The 18,668-nt window shown below is 51.9% G+C and carries 17 protein-coding genes; all 17 read left to right on the forward strand.

The genetic code is table 11. The annotated features are described in order from the left end of the window. The first annotated feature begins 116 nt into the window (after nucleotides 1-116). The 17 genes from HDCHBGLK_RS17580 to HDCHBGLK_RS17660 all read left to right on the forward strand — a co-directional run bounded on the left by HDCHBGLK_RS17580 (nucleotide 117) and on the right by HDCHBGLK_RS17660 (nucleotide 18,561). On the forward strand, nucleotides 117-329 hold the full coding sequence (locus tag HDCHBGLK_RS17580) for a hypothetical protein (protein ID WP_002569236.1): 213 nt from the start codon (nucleotides 117-119) through the stop codon (nucleotides 327-329). Beyond that, entirely contained in the window at nucleotides 319-1,068 is a 750-nt protein-coding gene (locus HDCHBGLK_RS17585) for a phage replisome organizer N-terminal domain-containing protein (protein WP_002569235.1), read from the forward strand. The genes HDCHBGLK_RS17580 and HDCHBGLK_RS17585 overlap by 11 nt, the downstream gene beginning before the upstream one ends. Next, the gene (locus tag HDCHBGLK_RS17590; RefSeq protein WP_002569234.1) at nucleotides 1,065-1,919 is read left to right on the forward strand and encodes an ATP-binding protein; all 855 of its coding nucleotides are present in this window, start codon (nucleotides 1,065-1,067) and stop codon (nucleotides 1,917-1,919) included. The genes HDCHBGLK_RS17585 and HDCHBGLK_RS17590 overlap by 4 nt, the downstream gene beginning before the upstream one ends. After that, nucleotides 1,916-2,104, forward strand: a complete 189-nt coding sequence (locus HDCHBGLK_RS17595; protein WP_002569233.1) for a transposon-encoded TnpW family protein — start codon at nucleotides 1,916-1,918, stop codon at nucleotides 2,102-2,104. The genes HDCHBGLK_RS17590 and HDCHBGLK_RS17595 overlap by 4 nt, the downstream gene beginning before the upstream one ends. A 111-nt stretch (nucleotides 2,105-2,215) precedes the next feature. Further along, nucleotides 2,216-3,826 carry a recombinase family protein gene (locus HDCHBGLK_RS17600; protein WP_002569232.1) on the forward strand — a complete coding sequence of 537 codons (1,611 nt, stop codon included), beginning with the start codon at nucleotides 2,216-2,218 and terminating at the stop codon, nucleotides 3,824-3,826. 21 nt (nucleotides 3,827-3,847) lie between these two features. After that, a complete protein-coding gene (locus HDCHBGLK_RS20135; protein WP_004604820.1) occupies nucleotides 3,848-4,009 on the forward strand; it encodes a Maff2 family mobile element protein in 162 nt (53 codons plus the stop codon). Nucleotides 4,010-4,025: 16 nt separating this feature from the next. Continuing rightward, entirely contained in the window at nucleotides 4,026-4,895 is an 870-nt protein-coding gene (locus HDCHBGLK_RS17610) for a VirB6/TrbL-like conjugal transfer protein, CD1112 family (protein WP_004604819.1), read from the forward strand. Between the two features lie 20 nt (nucleotides 4,896-4,915). After that, nucleotides 4,916-5,320 carry a PrgI family protein gene (locus HDCHBGLK_RS17615; protein ID WP_004604818.1) on the forward strand — a complete coding sequence of 135 codons (405 nt, stop codon included), beginning with the start codon at nucleotides 4,916-4,918 and terminating at the stop codon, nucleotides 5,318-5,320. Continuing rightward, on the forward strand, nucleotides 5,274-7,685 hold the full coding sequence (locus HDCHBGLK_RS17620) for a VirB4-like conjugal transfer ATPase, CD1110 family (protein ID WP_050755116.1): 2,412 nt from the start codon (nucleotides 5,274-5,276) through the stop codon (nucleotides 7,683-7,685). Before HDCHBGLK_RS17615 ends, HDCHBGLK_RS17620 begins: the two co-directional genes overlap by 47 nt. Further along, complete coding sequence (locus HDCHBGLK_RS17625) at nucleotides 7,682-8,563, forward strand: DNA-methyltransferase (protein ID WP_004604816.1); 882 nt, start codon at nucleotides 7,682-7,684, stop codon at nucleotides 8,561-8,563. Before HDCHBGLK_RS17620 ends, HDCHBGLK_RS17625 begins: the two co-directional genes overlap by 4 nt. A gap of 38 nt (nucleotides 8,564-8,601) precedes the next feature. Beyond that, complete coding sequence (locus HDCHBGLK_RS17630) at nucleotides 8,602-10,668, forward strand: C40 family peptidase (RefSeq protein ID WP_039909186.1); 2,067 nt, start codon at nucleotides 8,602-8,604, stop codon at nucleotides 10,666-10,668. A gap of 34 nt (nucleotides 10,669-10,702) precedes the next feature. Beyond that, nucleotides 10,703-10,960: a DUF4315 family protein gene (locus tag HDCHBGLK_RS17635; RefSeq protein WP_004604814.1), complete on the forward strand. Its 258-nt coding sequence runs from the start codon at nucleotides 10,703-10,705 to the stop codon at nucleotides 10,958-10,960. Then, the gene (locus HDCHBGLK_RS17640; RefSeq protein ID WP_039909176.1) at nucleotides 10,950-11,651 is read left to right on the forward strand and encodes a DUF4366 domain-containing protein; all 702 of its coding nucleotides are present in this window, start codon (nucleotides 10,950-10,952) and stop codon (nucleotides 11,649-11,651) included. Before HDCHBGLK_RS17635 ends, HDCHBGLK_RS17640 begins: the two co-directional genes overlap by 11 nt. Beyond that, a complete protein-coding gene (locus HDCHBGLK_RS17645) occupies nucleotides 11,648-13,738 on the forward strand; it encodes a DNA topoisomerase 3 (RefSeq protein ID WP_004604812.1) in 2,091 nt (696 codons plus the stop codon). The genes HDCHBGLK_RS17640 and HDCHBGLK_RS17645 overlap by 4 nt, the downstream gene beginning before the upstream one ends. A gap of 211 nt (nucleotides 13,739-13,949) precedes the next feature. Beyond that, nucleotides 13,950-17,990, forward strand: coding sequence for a YodL domain-containing protein (locus tag HDCHBGLK_RS17650; RefSeq protein ID WP_004604811.1), 4,041 nt, complete (start codon nucleotides 13,950-13,952; stop codon nucleotides 17,988-17,990). Further along, a complete protein-coding gene (locus tag HDCHBGLK_RS17655; protein WP_004604810.1) occupies nucleotides 17,987-18,199 on the forward strand; it encodes a transposon-transfer assisting family protein in 213 nt (70 codons plus the stop codon). The genes HDCHBGLK_RS17650 and HDCHBGLK_RS17655 overlap by 4 nt, the downstream gene beginning before the upstream one ends. Continuing rightward, nucleotides 18,196-18,561 carry a cysteine-rich VLP domain-containing protein gene (locus HDCHBGLK_RS17660; protein WP_004604809.1) on the forward strand — a complete coding sequence of 122 codons (366 nt, stop codon included), beginning with the start codon at nucleotides 18,196-18,198 and terminating at the stop codon, nucleotides 18,559-18,561. The genes HDCHBGLK_RS17655 and HDCHBGLK_RS17660 overlap by 4 nt, the downstream gene beginning before the upstream one ends. The last annotated feature ends 107 nt before the right edge of the window (nucleotides 18,562-18,668 follow it).

An 18,668-nucleotide genomic window follows, 5' to 3' on the forward strand; every position in this document is an offset into this window, starting at 1 on the left:
CAAAGGATTTTTTAACGGGCTTATAGGGCAGAAAAAACCCGAAAATGATACCGAGATGATACAGAATTACCGCCGATACCGCCACACCAGCGGAAACGGCAGAAAGGAGCGCACCCATGCCAAGAATGAGCAAGAAACGGCGGCTGGAATGGTCTTTTTTCCTGCGGCAAGTGAAAGTCGGGAATTCCACCTGCGATCGTATCACATACAATGACCTCTGCCGGGGCTGTACCCATAGCTGCAAGCAGAGCTTCCGGGCGGTTATCATACTCTGCCCCCACTACTACTCCAAACGCCGGAAAAAGGAGGACAGGGACAATGGCAGATAACCGCAAGTATTACTACCTCAAGCTGAAAGAGAACTTTTTTGACAGCGACTCCATTGTGCTGCTGGAAGATATGAAAGACGGGATTTTATACTCCAATATCCTCTTGAAGCTGTACTTAAAATCGCTGAAAAACGGCGGGAAATTGCAGCTTGACGAGCATATCCCCTACACAGCGCAGATGATAGCGACACTGACCCGCCACCAGATAGGGACGGTTGAGAGGGCTTTAGAGATTTTCCGGCAGTTGGGGCTTGTGGAGCAGCTTGACAGCGGGGCTTTCTATATGACCGACATTGAGCTGATGATAGGACAGTCCTCTACCGAAGCCGAGCGGAAACGGGCTGCAAGACTGGAAAACAAGGCACTTTTACCGCCCCGGACAAAAGGCGGACATTTGTCCGACATTCGTCCACCAGAGATAGAGATAGAGTTAGAGAAAGAGATAGAGATAGAAAAAGAGAGAGAGGGAGAAACGGGACACCCCGCCCCCGCCGCTTATGGCAGATACAACAATGTGATACTGACCGATACAGAGCTTTCCGGGCTAAAAACAGAGTTGCCCGACAAGTGGGAGTATTATATTGACCGGCTTTCCTGCCATATCGCTTCCACCGGGAAACAGTACCACAGCCATGCAGCCACCATTTACAAGTGGGCGCAGGAGGACGCTGCCAAAGGCAAGGCTGCCCCGAAACAGGGCATACCCGATTATTCATGCAAGGAGGGCGAGAGCTTATGAAAAACGGAATTGAAGCTATGATTACGGACATTACAGCCACTACCGCCGAAGCGGAGGACTACACAGGCGAGGACGGGCTTTTATACTGCGGTAAGTGCCATACGCCCAAAGAAGCCTATTTTGCAGAGGGAAAGACTTGTTTCGGGCGTGACCGCCACCCGGCAGAGTGCGACTGCCAGCGGGCAGCCCGTGAAAAGCAGCAAGCCGCCGAAAGCCGACAGAAGCACCTTGAAAAAGTGGAGGACTTGAAACGCCGGGGCTTTACCGACCCTGCTATGCGGAACTGGACATTTGAGCATGACAACGGCAGAAACCCGCAGACCGAAACCGCCCGCTTTTATGTGGAGAGCTGGGAAACCATGCAGGCTGAAAATATCGGCTACCTGTTTTGGGGCGGCGTGGGGACGGGAAAAAGCTACCTTGCCGCCTGTATCGCCAACGCCCTTATGGAAAAAGAGGTTGCCGTCTGCATGACAAACTTTGCAACGATACTGGGTGACCTTGCCGCCAGCTTTGAGGGCAGGAACGAATATATTTCCCGCCTTTGCAGCTACCCTCTGCTGATACTTGATGATTTCGGTATGGAGCGAGGAACAGAATACGGGCTGGAACAGGTTTACAGCGTGATTGACAGCCGTTACCGAAGCGGCAAGCCGCTGATCGCCACGACCAACCTCACGCTGGAGGAATTGCAGCACCCGCAGGACACGCCCCACGCCCGTATCTATGACAGGCTGACTTCCATGTGCGCCCCCGTCCGCTTCACGGGCAGCAACTTCCGAAAGGAAACCGCACAGGAAAAGCTGGAACGCTTAAAGCAACTGATGAAGCAGCGAAAGGAGAGCCTATGACAGAAACGAAACAGACAAGCACCACCAAAACAGACCGCCGCCCGGACTGTGTGACGGAAATCCGCATGGGCAACTCCGTCCTTACCGTTTCCGGCTTCTTCAAGCAGGGCGCAACCGACACCGCAGCCGACAAGATGATGAAAGTGCTGGAAGCGGAAGCTGCTACACAAAAAACGGCGATTTGACCGACCATAAAGAAGCAGATTTGACGCTTTTGCCGCTATACAGACAGCCGCCCCATGTGGTACAATCAAGGTACGGAATAGTGGGGCTGGCTGTCGGAAACGGAGGATTTTATGTTAAGACAGACCAACCAACAACCAATTACCGCCCTTTACCCAAGACTATCCCATGAGGACGAGCTGCAAGGCGAAAGCAATTCCATTTCCAATCAGAAGCGTATCCTTGAAACCTATGCAAAGCAGAACGGCTTTTCCAATCTGCGCTGGTACACGGACGACGGTTATTCTGGTGCGAACTTTCAAAGACCCGGTTTTCAAGCCATGCTTGCGGACATTGAAGCCGGAAAAGTCGGGACAGTTATCGTAAAGGATATGTCGAGGTTAGGGCGAAACTACCTGCAAGTGGGAATGTACACGGAAATGATTTTCCCACAGAAAGGTGTCCGCTTCATCGCTATCAATGACGGAGTGGACAGCGCACAGGGCGACAATGACTTTGCCCCGCTGCGGAATATCTTTAACGAATGGCTGGTGAGAGATACGAGCAAGAAAATCAAAGCAGTAAAACGCTCAAAAGGCATGAATGGCAAGCCCATCACAAGCAAGCCTGTGTATGGCTACCTCATGGACGAGGATGAAAATTTCATTATTGACGAGGAAGCTGCACCCGTAGTCAAGCAGATATACAACCTCTGTCTTGCCGGGAATGGTCCGACCAAGATAGCCCGTATGCTCACAGAGCAGCAAATCCCCACGCCGGGAACGCTTGAATACCGCAGGACGGGCAGCACCCGCCGCTACCACCCCGGCTATGAGTGCAAGTGGGCGACCAATACCGTAGTGCATATCCTTGAAAACCGGGAATACACAGGCTGTCTGGTAAATTTCAAGACAGAAAAACTTTCTTACAAAGTCAAGCACAGTGTAGAAAATCCCCCGGAAAAGCAAGTGATTTTCGAGAACCACCACGAGCCTATCATAGACACCCAAACATGGGAACGGGTGCAGGAGCTTCGCAAACAGCGCAAACGCCCAAACCGCTATGATGAAGTGGGTTTGTTCTCCGGCATACTGTTCTGTGCGGACTGCGGCAGCGTGATGTATCAGCAGCGATACCAGACGGACAAGCGCAAGCAGGACTGTTATATCTGCGGCAACTACAAGAAACGCACCCATGACTGTACGGCGCACTTTATCCGCACCGACCTCTTGACCGCTGGTGTACTCTCCAATCTGCGGAAAGTGACCAGCTATGCGGCAAAGCATGAAGCCCGGTTTATGAAACTCTTGATTGAGCAGAACGAGGACGGGGGCAAACGCAGGAACGCCGCCAAGAAAAAGGAACTGGAAGCCTCCGAGAAACGCATAGCCGAGTTATCCGCTATCTTCAAGCGGCTGTATGAGGACAGCGTGACCGGGCGCATATCAGACGAGCGTTTCACAGAGCTGTCGGCAGACTATGAAGCAGAGCAACGGGAGCTGAAAGAAAGAGCCGCTGCTATTCAAGCGGAGCTTTCCAAAGCACAGGAAGCCACCGTGAACGCAGAAAAGTTTATGAATGTTGTCCGGCGGCATACCAGCTTTGAAGAACTTACCCCTACTCTGCTGCGGGAGTTTGTAGAGAAAATCGTTGTGCATGAGTGCAGCTATGACGAGAACAAGACCCGCAGACAGGACATTGAGATTTATTATTCTTTTGTTGGCAAGGTGGACTTGCCCGAATAACCGCCCGACCTATCCGACACAATGCGCAAGTGCCGGATAGGAACGGCAAAATTTTTTACACTTCTATTACTTCTTTATCGCACATCAGTAAAAAGCCAGGGCATGAAGCAGCTCATGGCGGGCGGCGGCGTTGCCCTTATCGGCGGCACCCTTGTACCTCTGCTTGCCGGACTGTTCGGTTAAGCGGCGGGTGTAGCCTATGCAGAGCATACTTGACGCGATTAACGAATGGATAAAGGAAATCCTCATTGGAGCCATTAACGGTAATCTGTCAACTATGTTCGGGGACGTAAACGAAAAAGTCGGAACTATCGCCGCAGAGGTAGGCAAGACCCCGCAGGGGTGGAACGCAGGCATATTTTCCATGATACAGAGCTTGTCGGAAAATGTGATTGTACCCATTGCGGGGCTTGTCATTACCTACGTTCTATGCGTGGAGCTTATCAGCATGGTAACGGAAAAGAACAATATGCACGATGTTGACACGTTCATGTTCTTTAAGTGGTTTTTCAAGGCGTGGGTAGCGGTGTATCTCGTTACCCACACCTTTACCATTACAATGGCGGTGTTCGATATGGCGCAGCACGTTGTTTCCGGCGCGGCGGGCGTGATCGGCGGCGATACGAATATCGACGTTGACGCCGCCCTCTCGTCCATGCAAGCCGGACTTGACGCTATGGAAATCCCCGAACTGTTGCTGCTCGTTATGGAAACAAGCCTTGTGAGCCTTTGCATGAAAATCATGTCGGTGCTTATCACGGTTATCCTGTACGGCAGAATGATAGAGATTTACCTTTACTGTTCGGTATCGCCTATCCCGTTTGCAACTATGACCAACAGAGAATGGGGACAGATAGGCAACAACTACTTAAAAGCCCTGTTCGCTCTCGGTTTTCAAGGCTTCCTCATTATGGTGTGCGTCGGCATTTATGCGGTTTTGGTTGGCAGCATGATTGTAGCGGATAACCTGCACAGCGCGATTTTCTCCCTTGCAGCCTACACCGTGATTTTGTGCTTCTCCCTATTCAAAACAGGCGCACTTGCGAAGTCAATCTTTAACGCCCACTAAGGCAGAAAGGAGGTTTTCACTTGGCGTATGTACCCGTACCCAAAGACTTATCAAAAATCAAAACGAAAGTCGCTTTTAATCTGACAAAGCGGCAGATTGTATGTTTTGCGGCAGCTCTTGCTATGGGACTACCGCTTTTCTTTTTGCTCAAGGACAGCGCGGGAACAAGCATGGCGGCCTTTGCAATGATTGTCGTTATGCTTCCCTGCTTCCTCTTGGCAATGTATGAAAAACACGGGCAGCCCCTTGAAGTCGTGATAAAGAACGTCATTCAGACAAAGTTTATCCGGCCAAAGGAACGCCCCTATCAGACGGAAAATTTTTATGCCGTCATAGAAAAACAACGAAAACTGGAAAAGGAGGTATCGGCTATTGTCAATGGCAGAACGAAAAACCATGAGCCGCGCGGTAAAAAATCCCGTTAAGCGCAAGCTGACCCGCGCAGAAAAGAAAGAAATCGCCGCCGTGATACAGGCGGCAAAGGGCGACGGGAAGCCCCACACCGCACAGCAGACCATTCCTTACTTGCAGATGTACCCGGACGGGATTTGCAGGGTAACGGAAAAGAAATACAGTAAAAGCCTTGTCTTTGAGGACATTAACTATCAGCTTGCACAGGCAGATGATAAGACCGCCATTTTTGAAAACTGGTGCGATTTTCTCAACTACTTTGACGCTTCCGTTTCGGTGCAGCTCTCTTTCATCAATCAGGGCGCAAGGCAGGAAAAGGCACAGGCAGCTATCGAAATCCCGGCGCAGGACGACGCTTTTAACTCTATCCGCAAAGAGTACGCGGATATGCTGAAAAATCAGCTTGAAAAAGGCAACAACGGACTGGAAAAATGCAAGTACATTACCTTTTCTATTGAAGCGGATAATCTTGCGGCGGCAAAAGCCCGCCTTTCCCGTATCGAAACCGACGTACTCAATAATTTTAAGGTGCTTGGCGTAACCGCCCGCCCCATGAACGGACAGGAACGCTTGAACGTGCTGCATGGGATTTTCCACCCGGCGGGCGAGCCGTTCCGTTTCTCTTGGGACTGGCTTGTACCGTCGGGGCTTACCACAAAGGACTTTATCGCCCCGTCCTCGTTCCATTTTGGCGACGGGCGCACGTTTCGCATGGGAAAGAAATTAGGTGCGGTATCGTTCCTTGAAATCCTTGCGCCGGAGCTGAACGACCGTATGCTTTCGGATATTCTCGACCTTGAAAACGGGATTATCGTCAATCTGCATATCCGCAGTATCGACCAAAGCGAAGCAATCAAGACCATTAAGCGCAAGATAACCGACCTCGACAAGATGAAGATTGAGGAACAGAAAAAAGCGGTACGCAGCGGTTACGATATGGATATAATTCCCTCCGACCTTGCCACTTTCGGCAGCGAAGCAAAAAATCTCTTGCAGGATTTACAGAGCCGCAACGAGCGAATGTTTTTGCTGACGTTCCTTGTGGCAAACATGGCAGATACGAAGCGGAAACTGGAGAATGACATTTTCGCTACGGCGGGCTTTGCACAGAAAAATAACTGCGCTCTGACCCGCCTTGACTATTTGCAGGAAGCAGGCTTTATGTCCTCTATCCCTCTTGGGGAGAACCTTATCCCCATTCAAAGAGGATTAACGACCAGTAGCACCGCTATTTTTATCCCGTTCATCACACAGGAGCTTTTTCAGCGGGGCGCAGCCCTTTACTACGGCTTAAATGCGCTGTCAAACAACATGATTTTGTGCGACCGCAAACAGCTGAAAAACCCCAACGGCTTAATCTTGGGAACGCCGGGAAGCGGAAAATCCTTTGCGGCAAAACGGGAAATCACAAACATTTTCCTTATTACCGACGATGATATTATCATCTGCGACCCCGAAGCCGAGTATTACCCACTTGTGGAACGGTTACACGGACAGGTGGTGCATATCTCCCCGACGAGCCGCCACTATGTAAATCCTATGGATATTAACCTCAACTACTCCGAGGACGACAACCCGCTTGCGCTGAAAAGTGATTTTATCCTTTCCCTCTGCGAGCTTGTTATCGGCGGCAAAGAGGGCTTGCAGCCCGTAGAGAAAACCGTGATTGACCGCGCTGTTCGGAATGTGTACCGACCGTTCCTTGCAGACCCCGACCCGGCAAAAATGCCGATTTTGGGCGACCTCTACAACGAGCTTTTGAAGCAGCCGGAGCCGGAAGCTGCCCGCATTGCGGCGGCATTGGAGCTTTATGTTTCCGGCTCTCTGAACGTCTTTAACCACCGTACCAACGTGGAACTTTCAAACCGTCTTGTCTGCTTTGATATTAAACAGCTTGGAAAGCAATTAAAGAAGTTAGGTATGCTCATTGTGCAAGACCAGGTGTGGAACCGTGTTACCTTAAACCGCGCCGAGAAAAAGGCGACCCGCTACTACATGGACGAATTTCATTTGCTTTTGAAAGAGGAACAGACCGCAGCCTATTCCGTGGAGATTTGGAAGCGTTTTCGTAAATGGGGCGGCATACCGACAGCAATCACGCAGAACGTCAAAGACCTTTTATCAAGCCGCGAAGTCGAAAATATCTTTGAAAACTCCGATTTCGTCCTCATGCTCAATCAGGCGCAGGGCGACCGGGCTATCCTTGCAAAGCAGCTCAATATCTCCCCGCAGCAGATGAAGTATGTGACCCATACCGAAGCGGGCGAGGGACTTATCTTTTACGGGAATGTGGTGCTGCCGTTCATTGACCGCTTCCCGACGAATACCGAGCTTTACCGTCTGCTTACGACAAAGCCGGAGGAAGTGAGCAAGCCATGAAAACAGACGTAATCATCAACCGCGACGCCCTCTATGCCCTGCGGGAGCTTCCGAGCGAAAGCGTGAACTGTTGCGTCACAAGCCCGCCCTACTATGGACTAAGGGACTACGGGCTTGACGCGCAGATTGGACGGGAGGACACGCCGGAGCAGTATATCGGGCGGCTTGTGGAAGTGTTTCGGGAGCTGCGCCGGGTACTCAAAGACGACGGCACTCTTTGGCTGAATATCGCAGACACCTACTGCGGCACAGGCATGAAAGCGGGCTGCAAGCAAAAGGACTTAATCGGTATTCCGTGGCTTTTAGCTTTTGCCCTGCGCTCTGACGGGTGGTATCTGCGGAGCGATATTATTTGGCTGAAAGAAAATCCCATGCCGGAGAGCTGCCGCGACCGACCGAGCCGCTGCTATGAGCATATCTTTTTACTTACGAAGTCAAAGAAATACTACTATGACGCTGCCGCCATTGCGGAGCCGATCGCGCCGGGAACGGCTGCGCGGTACCGGCAGGGGCGCGGCGCAGGACACAAATACGCCGAGGAAGTACCCGGACAGGGCAAGGTACAGGGTATCAACAAGACCCGCAGCGGCGGCTATTATGACGACGCCCTCATGCCGACCACGAGGAACAAACGGGACGTTTGGCTTATCAATACCGTACCGTATAAGGGCGGGCATTTTGCCGCCTATCCCCCGAAGCTCGCGGAAACCTGTATACTGGCGGGCTGTCCGAAAGGCGGCGTTGTCCTTGACCCGTTTTTTGGAAGCGGCACCACCGGGCTTGCAGCGAAAAGCCTTGACCGCCGCTATATCGGCATTGAACTGAACGCCGGGTATTGCGCCCTTGCAGGGGCGCGGATTGGAGGTGGGAACACTTGAAAGACCCCTTAAAGCCCCGCGATAAAATCATGCAGAAAATGACCCGCGACGGGGCTATCGCAGAAAATCAGACCACGGGCGAAACGGAACGTATCAGCAAACGGACGCAGGACGCGGATTTTCAGAAATCCCCGGAACAACAGGCAGCACAGGACGCAGCGCAGCTACAAGGTGTAGCTTCCCCGACTTCTCCCTTGCCCCATGCGCCGGGAGCTGCCCCCAAAGCAGACACAGGCAAAACGGAGCGCGTCATGGAGCATATCGACGCCGCCCATACCCGCAAAGCGTCTAAAAAAGCGGTACGAAAGGCACAGGCAGAAGCTACCGCACAAACAAAATCTTCCCGGCTGCAATTTACCGACGAGGAACGCGCTGCCCCGGAGCTTGAAAAGTATATCAAGAAATCCGACAAAGCCGCCGACCGCTTGGATAAGGCAAAGGCAGCTATCCCCAAAGAAAAGAAACTTACGAAAGAGCGTACCTTTGACGAAGCCACCGGGAAAGGCAAGACCCGCCTGCATTTTGAGGAAAAGGACAAGCCGCCCGGATTTAAGGAAAAGCACAATCCGCTTTCACGCCCCACACAGGAAGCGGGTATTTTCGTCCACAACAAAATCCATTCCGTTGAAAAGGACAACTCCGGCGTGGAGGGCGCACACAAAACCGAGGAAGCCGCCGAGCGCGGCGTAAAGTACGGGGCGCGGAAAATCAAACAGGGCTACCGCAGCCATAAGCTCAAACCCTACCGGGAAGCGGCAAAGGCAGAAAAAGCGGCTTTTCAGGCAAACGTGGATTTTCAGTATCACAAGACCCTGCATGATAACCCGCAGCTAACCAGTACCCCTCTTTCCCGGTTTTGGCAGAAGCAGAAAATTAAACGGCAATATGCAAAGGAAGCCCGCACTACCGCAAAGGGTATCAAGGGCGCGGCAGAACGCACCCGCAAAGCGGCAGCCAAAGCCGCCGAGAAAACGAAGCAGACCGCGGCGTTTGTAGCAAGGCACCCGGTGGGCGTGGCAATCGCTGTCGGGGTGCTGCTGCTCTTTATCATGGTAATGTCCGGGCTGTCCTCTTGCGGAGCTATGTTTTCCGGCACGTTAAACGGGGTGCTTGGAACGTCCTACACGTCCGAGGACAGCGACCTTGTGGAAGTGGAAAACAGCTACGCCGGATTGGAAAACGAGCTGCAAAGGGAAATTGACACTATCGAAACCACCCACAGCGGCTATGACGAGTACCGCTATGACCTTGCAAATATCGGGCATAACCCACACGAATTAGCGTCCTATCTGACTGCAAAATATCAGACCTATACCCGCGCCGACGTTCAAAGTGAATTGCAAAGGATTTTCAATCAGCAATACAAGCTGACGCTGACCGAGGAAGTGGAAATACGCTACCGGGAGGAAGAACGCACCGACACATGGACGGACGAGGACGGCAACGAGCATACGGACACCTACACCGTACAAGTGCCCTATGAGTATTACATCTTGAACGTCAAGCTGACGAACACCCCGCTTTCCACTATTGCGGAAAACAATCTGACCCCGGAGCAGCTTGAAATGTACCGGGTGTACTTACAGACCAGCGGGAACAAGCCCCTTATCTTTGGCGGCGGTTCTCCCGACACTTCCGCGTCCGAGGATTTAAGCGGCGTGGACTTTGTAAACGGAACGCGACCCGGAAATACCGCTATCGTTGACCTTGCAAAGCAGCAAGTCGGAAATGTGGGCGGCTACCCGTATTGGAGCTGGTACGGCTTTAACAGCCGCGTGGAATGGTGCGCCTGCTTTGTTTCGTGGTGCTACAATCAAGCCGGAAAAAGTGAACCCCGCTTTGCCGCCTGCCAGTCGCAGGGTATTACGTGGTTTACCTTTCACGGGCAATGGGGCGCGCGGGGCTATGAAAACATTGCCCCCGGCGACGCTATCTTTTTTGACTGGGATTTAGACGGCAGCGCAGACCATGTAGGGCTTGTTATCGGCAGGGACGCAAGCCGTGTCTACACCGTAGAGGGCAATTCCGGCGACGCCTGCAAGATTAAGAGCTATCCCCTTGACTATGCCTGTATCAAAGGGTACGGGCTGATGAACTGGAACTGACACAATTTTGAAAATTGAAAGGAGAAAAATCATTATGGCTATGAGTAAAATCGAAAGAATTGAAAAGGAAATCCAAAAGACCCGTGAGAAAATCACGGAGTATCAGAACAGGCTGCGCGGACTGGAAGCACAGAAAACCGAAGCGGAAAACCTTGAAATCGTGCAGCTTGTGCGCTCTATGCGCCTTACCCCGCAGGAGCTTACCGCAATGCTTTCCGGCAGCGGTATTCCGGGGATTTCCCCTATCCCCGCAGACTACGAGGAACAGGAGGACAATGCAGATGAAGAATAAAATCCTTAGAAGCCTTACCGCACTTTGCGCCGCCCTTATCCTTGTGGGCGGTTTTTCTGTTCCCGCCCATGCACAGACGCCAACGGAAGAAACCGACGACAGCGGCGTAATCGTGGAAACCGAGCCACAGACCTTAACCCCGGAGGGAAACATGACCCTTGTGGACGACATAAGCGGCGACGCTGCCGAAGATAAGCAGTTTATCGTCGTGAAAAGCAAAGGCGGCAACTATTTTTACATTATCGTTGACCGGGCAGCCGAGGGGGAAAATTCCGTCCACTTCTTAAATCAGGTAGACGAAACCGACCTTATGGCAATCATTGAGGACGGGCAGACCGCGCCGCCCCCTGCTGTCTGCAACTGTACCGAGAAATGCAAGGCGGGCGAGGTAAACACCGCCTGTCCTGTCTGTTCCGTAACCATGAATAACTGCACAGGCAGGGACACCGAGCCGGAAGCACCCGCAGAGCCGGAGAAACCCAAAAACAGCATGAACGGGCTTTTGATTTTCCTTGTTGTGGGACTTCTTGGCGGCGGCGCAGCCCTTTATTACTTTAAGTTTAGGAAACCGAAACAGAACGTGAAAGGCAGTACCGACCTTGACGAGTTTGATTTTGACGATTACGACGAGGACGAGCCGGAGGAAGAAGCTGACAGCGCAGACACCGAACAGGAGGACGAGGAAGAATGAAGTTAGTGATTTGTGAGAAACCCAGCGTCGGGGCGGCGGTTGCCGCCGCCCTCGGCGTTACGGATAAAAAAGACGGATATATTGAAAACGACGAGTACATCATTTCTTGGTGTATCGGGCATTTGGTACAGCTTTCCGAAGCTGCCGCCTATGGGGAGCAGTACAAGAAATGGACTTATGACAGCCTGCCTATTCTGCCGCAGGAATGGCAGTACACCGTAGCTGCCGACAAGGGAAAGCAATTCAATGTCTTAAAAGACCTCATGCACCGCACCGACGTTTCGGAAGTCGTAAACGCCTGCGACGCGGGGCGCGAGGGGGAACTCATTTTCCGCTTTGTCATAGAAAAAGCGGGCTGCAAGAAACCCTTTACCCGCCTTTGGATTTCCTCAATGGAAACGGGCGCAATCAGAAGCGGCTTTGAACATCTGAAGAACGGGCGCAAGTATGACGCCCTCTATCACTCCGCACTATGCAGGGCAAAGGCTGACTGGCTTATCGGCATTAACGCCACCCGCCTTTTCTCCTGCCTGTATGGAAAGACCTTGAACGTGGGGCGCGTCCAGACCCCGACCCTCAAAATGCTTGTAGACCGGGACGCTGCCATTACAAACTTCAAGAAAGAAAAATATTATCATGTGCGCCTTATGCTCCCCGGCGCAGAAGCGGCAAGCGCGAAGATCTGCGCCGCTGATGAAGCGGACAAACTGAAAGCGGCCTGCGAAGCGTCGGCGGCTGTCTGTACTTCCCTTGTGAAAGAAAAGAAAACCATTGCCCCGCCGAAACTCTTTGACCTTACTTCTCTGCAACGGGAAGCAAACCGTATTTATGGGTACACAGCGAAGCAGACCCTTGACCTTGCACAGACCCTTTATGAAAAGAAGCTCTTGACCTATCCGAGAACCGACAGCAACTTTCTGACCGACGACATGAGCGACACGGCAAAAAGCATTATAACGCTTCTCTGCGGCAAGCTGCCTTTTATGGCGGGTGTTTCCTTTATGCCGGAGCTTGCAAAGGTACTGAATAGCAAAAAAGTATCAGACCACCACGCCATTATCCCCACTATGGAACTTGCAAAAGCTGACCTTACCGCGCTGCCGGAAAGTGAAAAAAATATCCTTACCCTTGCCGGGGCGCGTCTGATTATGGCGACCGCTACACCGCATACCTTTGAAGCGGTTACGGCAGTTTTTGAATGTGCCGGACAGTCCTTTACCGCAAGGGGCAAGACCATTCTTTGTGAGGGTTGGAAAGAACTTGACCGACGCTACCGGGCAACACTGAAAAACAAATCCGAAACGGACGACGCAGACAGGGACACAGAAAAGACCCTGCCGCCGTTTACCGAGGGACAGACCTTTGAAAATCCGGCGGCAAAGGTAACGGAGCATGACACAACACCGCCAAAACCTCACAACGAAGCGTCGCTGCTCTCCGCTATGGAGCGCGCCGGAAGCGAGGACACCGACCCGGACGCAGAACGCAAAGGGCTTGGAACTCCCGCCACCCGCGCCGCTGTCATTGAAAAACTGGTAAAGGGCGGCTTTGTGGAGCGAAAAGGCAAGCTGCTACTTCCCACAAAAGACGGTATCAACCTTGTGTGCGTCCTGCCGGACACCTTGACGAGCCCGCAGCTTACCGCAGAATGGGAAAACAATCTGACACAGATTGCAAAAGGCAAGGCAGACCCCGCCGCATTTATGGAGGGTATCGAGGATATGGCGCGGGAACTGGTAAAGACCTATCCGTTTCTTTCTGATACTGACAAGGAGCGTTTCAAAGAGGAAAAGCCCGTTATCGGCAAATGCCCCCGCTGCGGCGAAAATGTCTATGAGGGCAGGAAAAACTACTACTGTTCCAACAAAGAGTGCAGCTTTACCATGTGGAAAAATGACCGCTTCTTTGAGGAACGGAAAACCGTCTTTACCCCGAAGATTGCCGCCGCACTCTTAAAATCCGGCAAAGTAAACGTGAAGAAGCTCTATTCCCCCAAAACGGGCAAAACCTACGACGGAACTATCGTATTAGCCGATACAGGCGGGAAATATGTCAACTACCGCATTGAACTGTCGAAGAAAAAATAACTGAATAGCAAGCATAGGAAGCGGGTACCCACTTCCGTAAAATCCCTGCTTTTCTCTGACGAGATTAGCGGGGATTTTGCTTGTTGGGAAGTTTCCCAAACCCTCTAAAAATATTCAAAAACCTTTGGCAGAAATACGGACGCACCGTAGTAGGACTATGTAACCATAAGCGCAGCATCCGCGCTGCCATACGCGAAAGGAGGTTTTACACATGGCAAGTTTACGCAACACCGTAAAGGATTATCAAGAGGAACTTAGGGACGGTATCGCATGGGTGGCGTTTTGGAAAGAGGGGCGTTCTTGGAAAGCCGAGCTGTTTCATCTTGAAGTGGACGGTACTTTAGAACCGTTTGACAGAAGCCGGTTAGAGGAAATCAAAGCGGCTGACCCCGCCGCTGTTATCTTAAACGGCTATTACTGCGGGCAGTTGGGCGAGGATATGAGCCTTGACGAGCTGACCACCGGAGTGCGCTATCACTATGAAAACAGCATGAATGACATTGACGGTTTTATCGGGGCGCATGACGACAGACTTCCCCCGGAGCTTATCGAGGAAGCAAGAGCCGCCGCCCATGCAGCGGGACTTCCCTTTTCCGAAAAGCCTTACCGGGACGGGGAAGATTTTGACCCTTATGTATTTGACGGGAGCATGAGCTACGAGGACTACGAGCTTATGCACCGCATGATTGAAAAAGAAAGGAGCGAGCAAATGGACGAATGGAAAACAGGTTATTCCTCATACGACCATGACAGACTGGAAGCCGCCGACAAGATGAAAATTGAGCGCGGTATCTATTTTGAAACGAAAAACGCGGACATTTCCCCGCTGACTGCTTTACCCCTTGCGGAGCTTATGAAGCTGCGGGAGGAAAGCGCGGCTGCGGAGCAGACTGTATTTGAAAATCTGAAAGTACAGGCTTCCGCATGGGAAGAACAGGCAGCTAAGACCCTGCTATTTGACAAGGCGATTGAGTATGCGAGAATACCCGAAGCAAAGCATACGGCGAACAAGTGGCAGGACGAGGACAACGACCGCCACACTATCAGCAACCGGGTATATAAAATGAGCTACCATGTGTACGAAAATACCCGCTACGACAGAAAAGCAGAGAAATCTATCCCGTACTCCTATACGTTGTCTTGGAACATCTACACTAACAGCCCCCACGGGTACGGACAGGCGAAAATCGCCGGACAGGACAGAAAGGTATTTGCTGACCGGGCAGCTATGGAAAAATACTTAAACGGGCGTATCAAAGCCTATCAGCATTTATTTACAGAAATCTCCCCGGCTATCCCGCAGGAGTACGCGGAGCAGTTTAGGGTAAACGGACAGCTCTTACCGGGCTACACCGTAGAGGGCGAGGAAATCAAGCAGCCTGCCGCCGACATTCCCGCTGCACCGAGAACCGAGCCGGGACAGGAAACGGAACAGTTTGCAATCCTGATTGACAGCCGCACCCGTTTTGACACGGGAGAACCGGGTGGCTGCTGGCTATCCATGCCCGCCACAAAAGAAGAACTTCACAAAGCTATGCGAAGCGTCGGCATTACCGCTGACAATCCGCATGATTTTTTTATTCACGGCTACTCTGACCGGGAGGACAGGCACATTGCCTTACCGTATGACATGGTATGCGCTGCACAGGTGGACGAGCTGAATTTCCTTGCGGCACGACTGGAAACCCTTGACGCTTCCGGGATTGCCGCACTGAACGCAGCTACGCAGCGCAGGAATGGTTTTGAAAATATCGGGCAGCTCATTGACTTTACCTATAACGAGGATTTTTTCGTGCATATCCCCGAAGTACACACGCCCCGCGACTTAGGCGACTATTACCTTAACAAGTCCGGCATGGTACAAATGCCCGCTGAATGGAAAAATGCCATTGACCCTATCGCCTTTGGACGAAACGCCGCTGCACAGGAAAAAGGCAGCTTTACAGAATACGGCTATCTTGTGGAAAGCGGCGACGCATGGGAGAAACACTTTGAGGGGCGGGATGTGCCGGAGGACTACCGCATTATGAGCTACCCGCAGCCGACCGCAGAACGGGACGCAGCCCCGGCAGTACAGGCGGCAGTTCCCGAAGCAACGCCGCAGGAGCCGCGCCCGGTTATCCCCATTGTCTTAACTTCCGAGAAGCCCGCCGAAAAGCTCAAAGAGATAACCGACCGCTTGGAGCAGGGCATTACGGAACTGTTCGACAGCGAGCGTTACAAGGAATATCTGCGCGTCATGTCAAAGTTTCATAATTACAGCTTTAACAATACGCTGCTTATCGCCATGCAGAAGCCCGACGCTTCCCTTATCGCCGGATTTAACGCATGGAAAAATAACTTTGGGCGAAACGTGATGAAAGGACAAAAGGGTATCAAAATCCTTGCCCCGTCGCCTTTTAAGATTAAAAAGGAAATGGAGAAAATCGACCCGCAGACACAGAAGCCCGTTATCGGCAAGGACGGAAAGCCCGTAACCGAGGAAAAGGAAATCACTATCCCCGCCTTTAAGATGGTATCTGTCTTTGATGTGTCGCAGACCGAGGGAAAGGAAATCCCCAACATTGCCGTTGACAGTCTGACGGGTGACGTGGAGCGTTACAAGGACGTCTTCGCTGCCCTTGAAAAGACTTCCCCTGTTCCAGTTGGCTTTGAGAAAATCGAGGGCGGCGCACACGGCTATTATCACTTGGAGGACAAGCGCATTGCACTTGACGAGGGTATGAGCGAGCTGCAAACCTTAAAGACCCTTATCCATGAAATCGCCCATGCGAAGCTACACGACATTGACCTTAACGCCCCTTTGGAGGACTTGGAGAACAGACCCGACCGCCGCACCCGTGAGGTACAGGCAGAAAGTATCGCCTATACCGTGTGCCAGCATTACGGACTTGATACTTCCGATTATTCCTTTGGGTATGTCGCCGGGTGGAGTGCCGGACGGGAGCTTGCGGAACTGAAAAGCTCTCTTGAAACAATCCGCAGCACCGCAGCGGAAATCATTAACAGCATTGATGAACATATCGCAGAGCTGCAAAAGGCGCAGGAACAGGCTCAGGCTTCCGAGGTACATGAAAGGAAGCAGGACACGCCGGAGCAGGAGCAGCCGGAAATCCCCGTACCCGATGCCACTATCAGCGTAAAAGAAATGCAGGACTACGGCTATTCTTGGGACGGTATGTTTCCGCTGAAACAGGAAGCCGCCGAGCGTCTGTTTACACAGGACGGTATCGAGGTTTTCCGTATCTATGAGGACGGCACCGAGGGAGCCGTTACCAGTCTGACCGATTTACAGGAACACGCAGGAAAAGGCGGCTTGTTCGGTGTGGAAAAGGAAACTTGGGAAGCCTTGCACGAATACAATGCCATGAAACAGCAGCTACGGGAAAGTGAGCCGACAAAGGAAGCCCTTTTACTCTACGGCAAAGAGGACAGCTACGGCATTTATCAGTTATCCCGCGGCAACGCCACAAGGGACTTGTGCTTTGAGCCTTACGACCGCCTGCAGGCGACGGGACACACCGTAGACCGGGCGAATTATGAGCTTATCTATACCGCGCCCCTTACGGCAGACATTACCCTTAACAGCATTTGGGAAAAGTTTAATATCGACCACCCGAAAGATTTTAAGGGACACAGTCTTTCCGTTTCCGATATTGTGGTGCTTCATCAGAACGGCGAGAATACCGCCCACTATGTAGACAGTATCGGTTTTCAGAACGTGCCGGAGTTTTTACAGGAGAAGCAGCCACAGCTTATCCCCGACGACTTGGAAACAGGCGAAACAATTAAAACGCCACGGGGGACTTTCCATGTAACCGCCATGAGCCGCGAACAAATGGAAGCCGCCGGATATGGCTTTCATCATCAATCCGACGACGGGAAATATCTGATTATGGGAAACGGTACACGGGCTTTTGCCGTTGCTTCCGAGCAGCCGGAAAAGGTAAACCCCTTGAAGTATATCGAGGACACTATCGAGCAGAACGACAATAACTTTGACGGTATCATCAACAACACCCCGCAGACGCCGACCGTGGACGCTCTGGAACAGAAAGCAAAGGCGGGCGAAGTTATCTCCCTTGTTGACCTTGCGGAAGCGATTAAGACCGACCGGGAAAATGGCAGGGGCAAAGGCAAGACAGCCGCAGCGAAAGAAAAGCCCTCTATCCGGGCGCAGCTCAAAGCGGACAAGGAACGGGCGGGAAAGAAGAAACCCGTAAAAACAAAAAATCACGATTTGGAGGTATGAGCATGATTAGATTTACTGTTGAAGAAACAAACCTTTTAAGCATTTACCATGTGGGAAACAAAGCGCAGCTTGTAGAGAACATGACCGCCACGCTGCCTTTCATGGACGCGGGATTACGGGAGCTTGCAAAGCGCACCCTTTCCAAAGTGGACGCGCTGACCGAAGCCGAGTATAAGGAGCTTGCCGTTTATCCTGCTGATGAAGTATGAACGGGATTAAGCGGCTGTCGCCGCCCCAAAGCCGCAAGGTAAACACCCTTGTGAAAAAGGAGTGCTGCAACTGCGAGAATGGCAACTGTATTTTACTTGACGACGGGGACACTTGCGTATGCCCGCAGCTCATTTCCTATTCGCTGCTCTGCAAGTGGTTTCGGACTGCCGTACTTCCCGCCGACAAGCTCCTGTATGCAGAACTCAATCAGACCGAGGACAGAAAGAAATGTACCGAGTGCGGCGCGTCCTTTGTATCTACATCAAACAGCGTCAAATACTGCCCGGATTGCCGGAAGCGGATTACCCGCAGACAGGCAGCCGAGCGCATGAGGAAAAGACGCGCTCTTGTTACGCAGTAGGGGCGAAAAAAGCCTTGTTTTATGCGGCTCTGACAGCCGTTTTGCAGGGCGGTAATATCTTAATACTTATTCCCTTAAAATCGCGGTTCTACTGCGTAACAGAAACA

It is taken from the genome of [Clostridium] scindens ATCC 35704, from assembly GCF_004295125.1.
In the GTDB taxonomy this organism is placed as follows: Bacteria; Bacillota; Clostridia; order Lachnospirales; family Lachnospiraceae; genus Clostridium_AP; species Clostridium_AP scindens.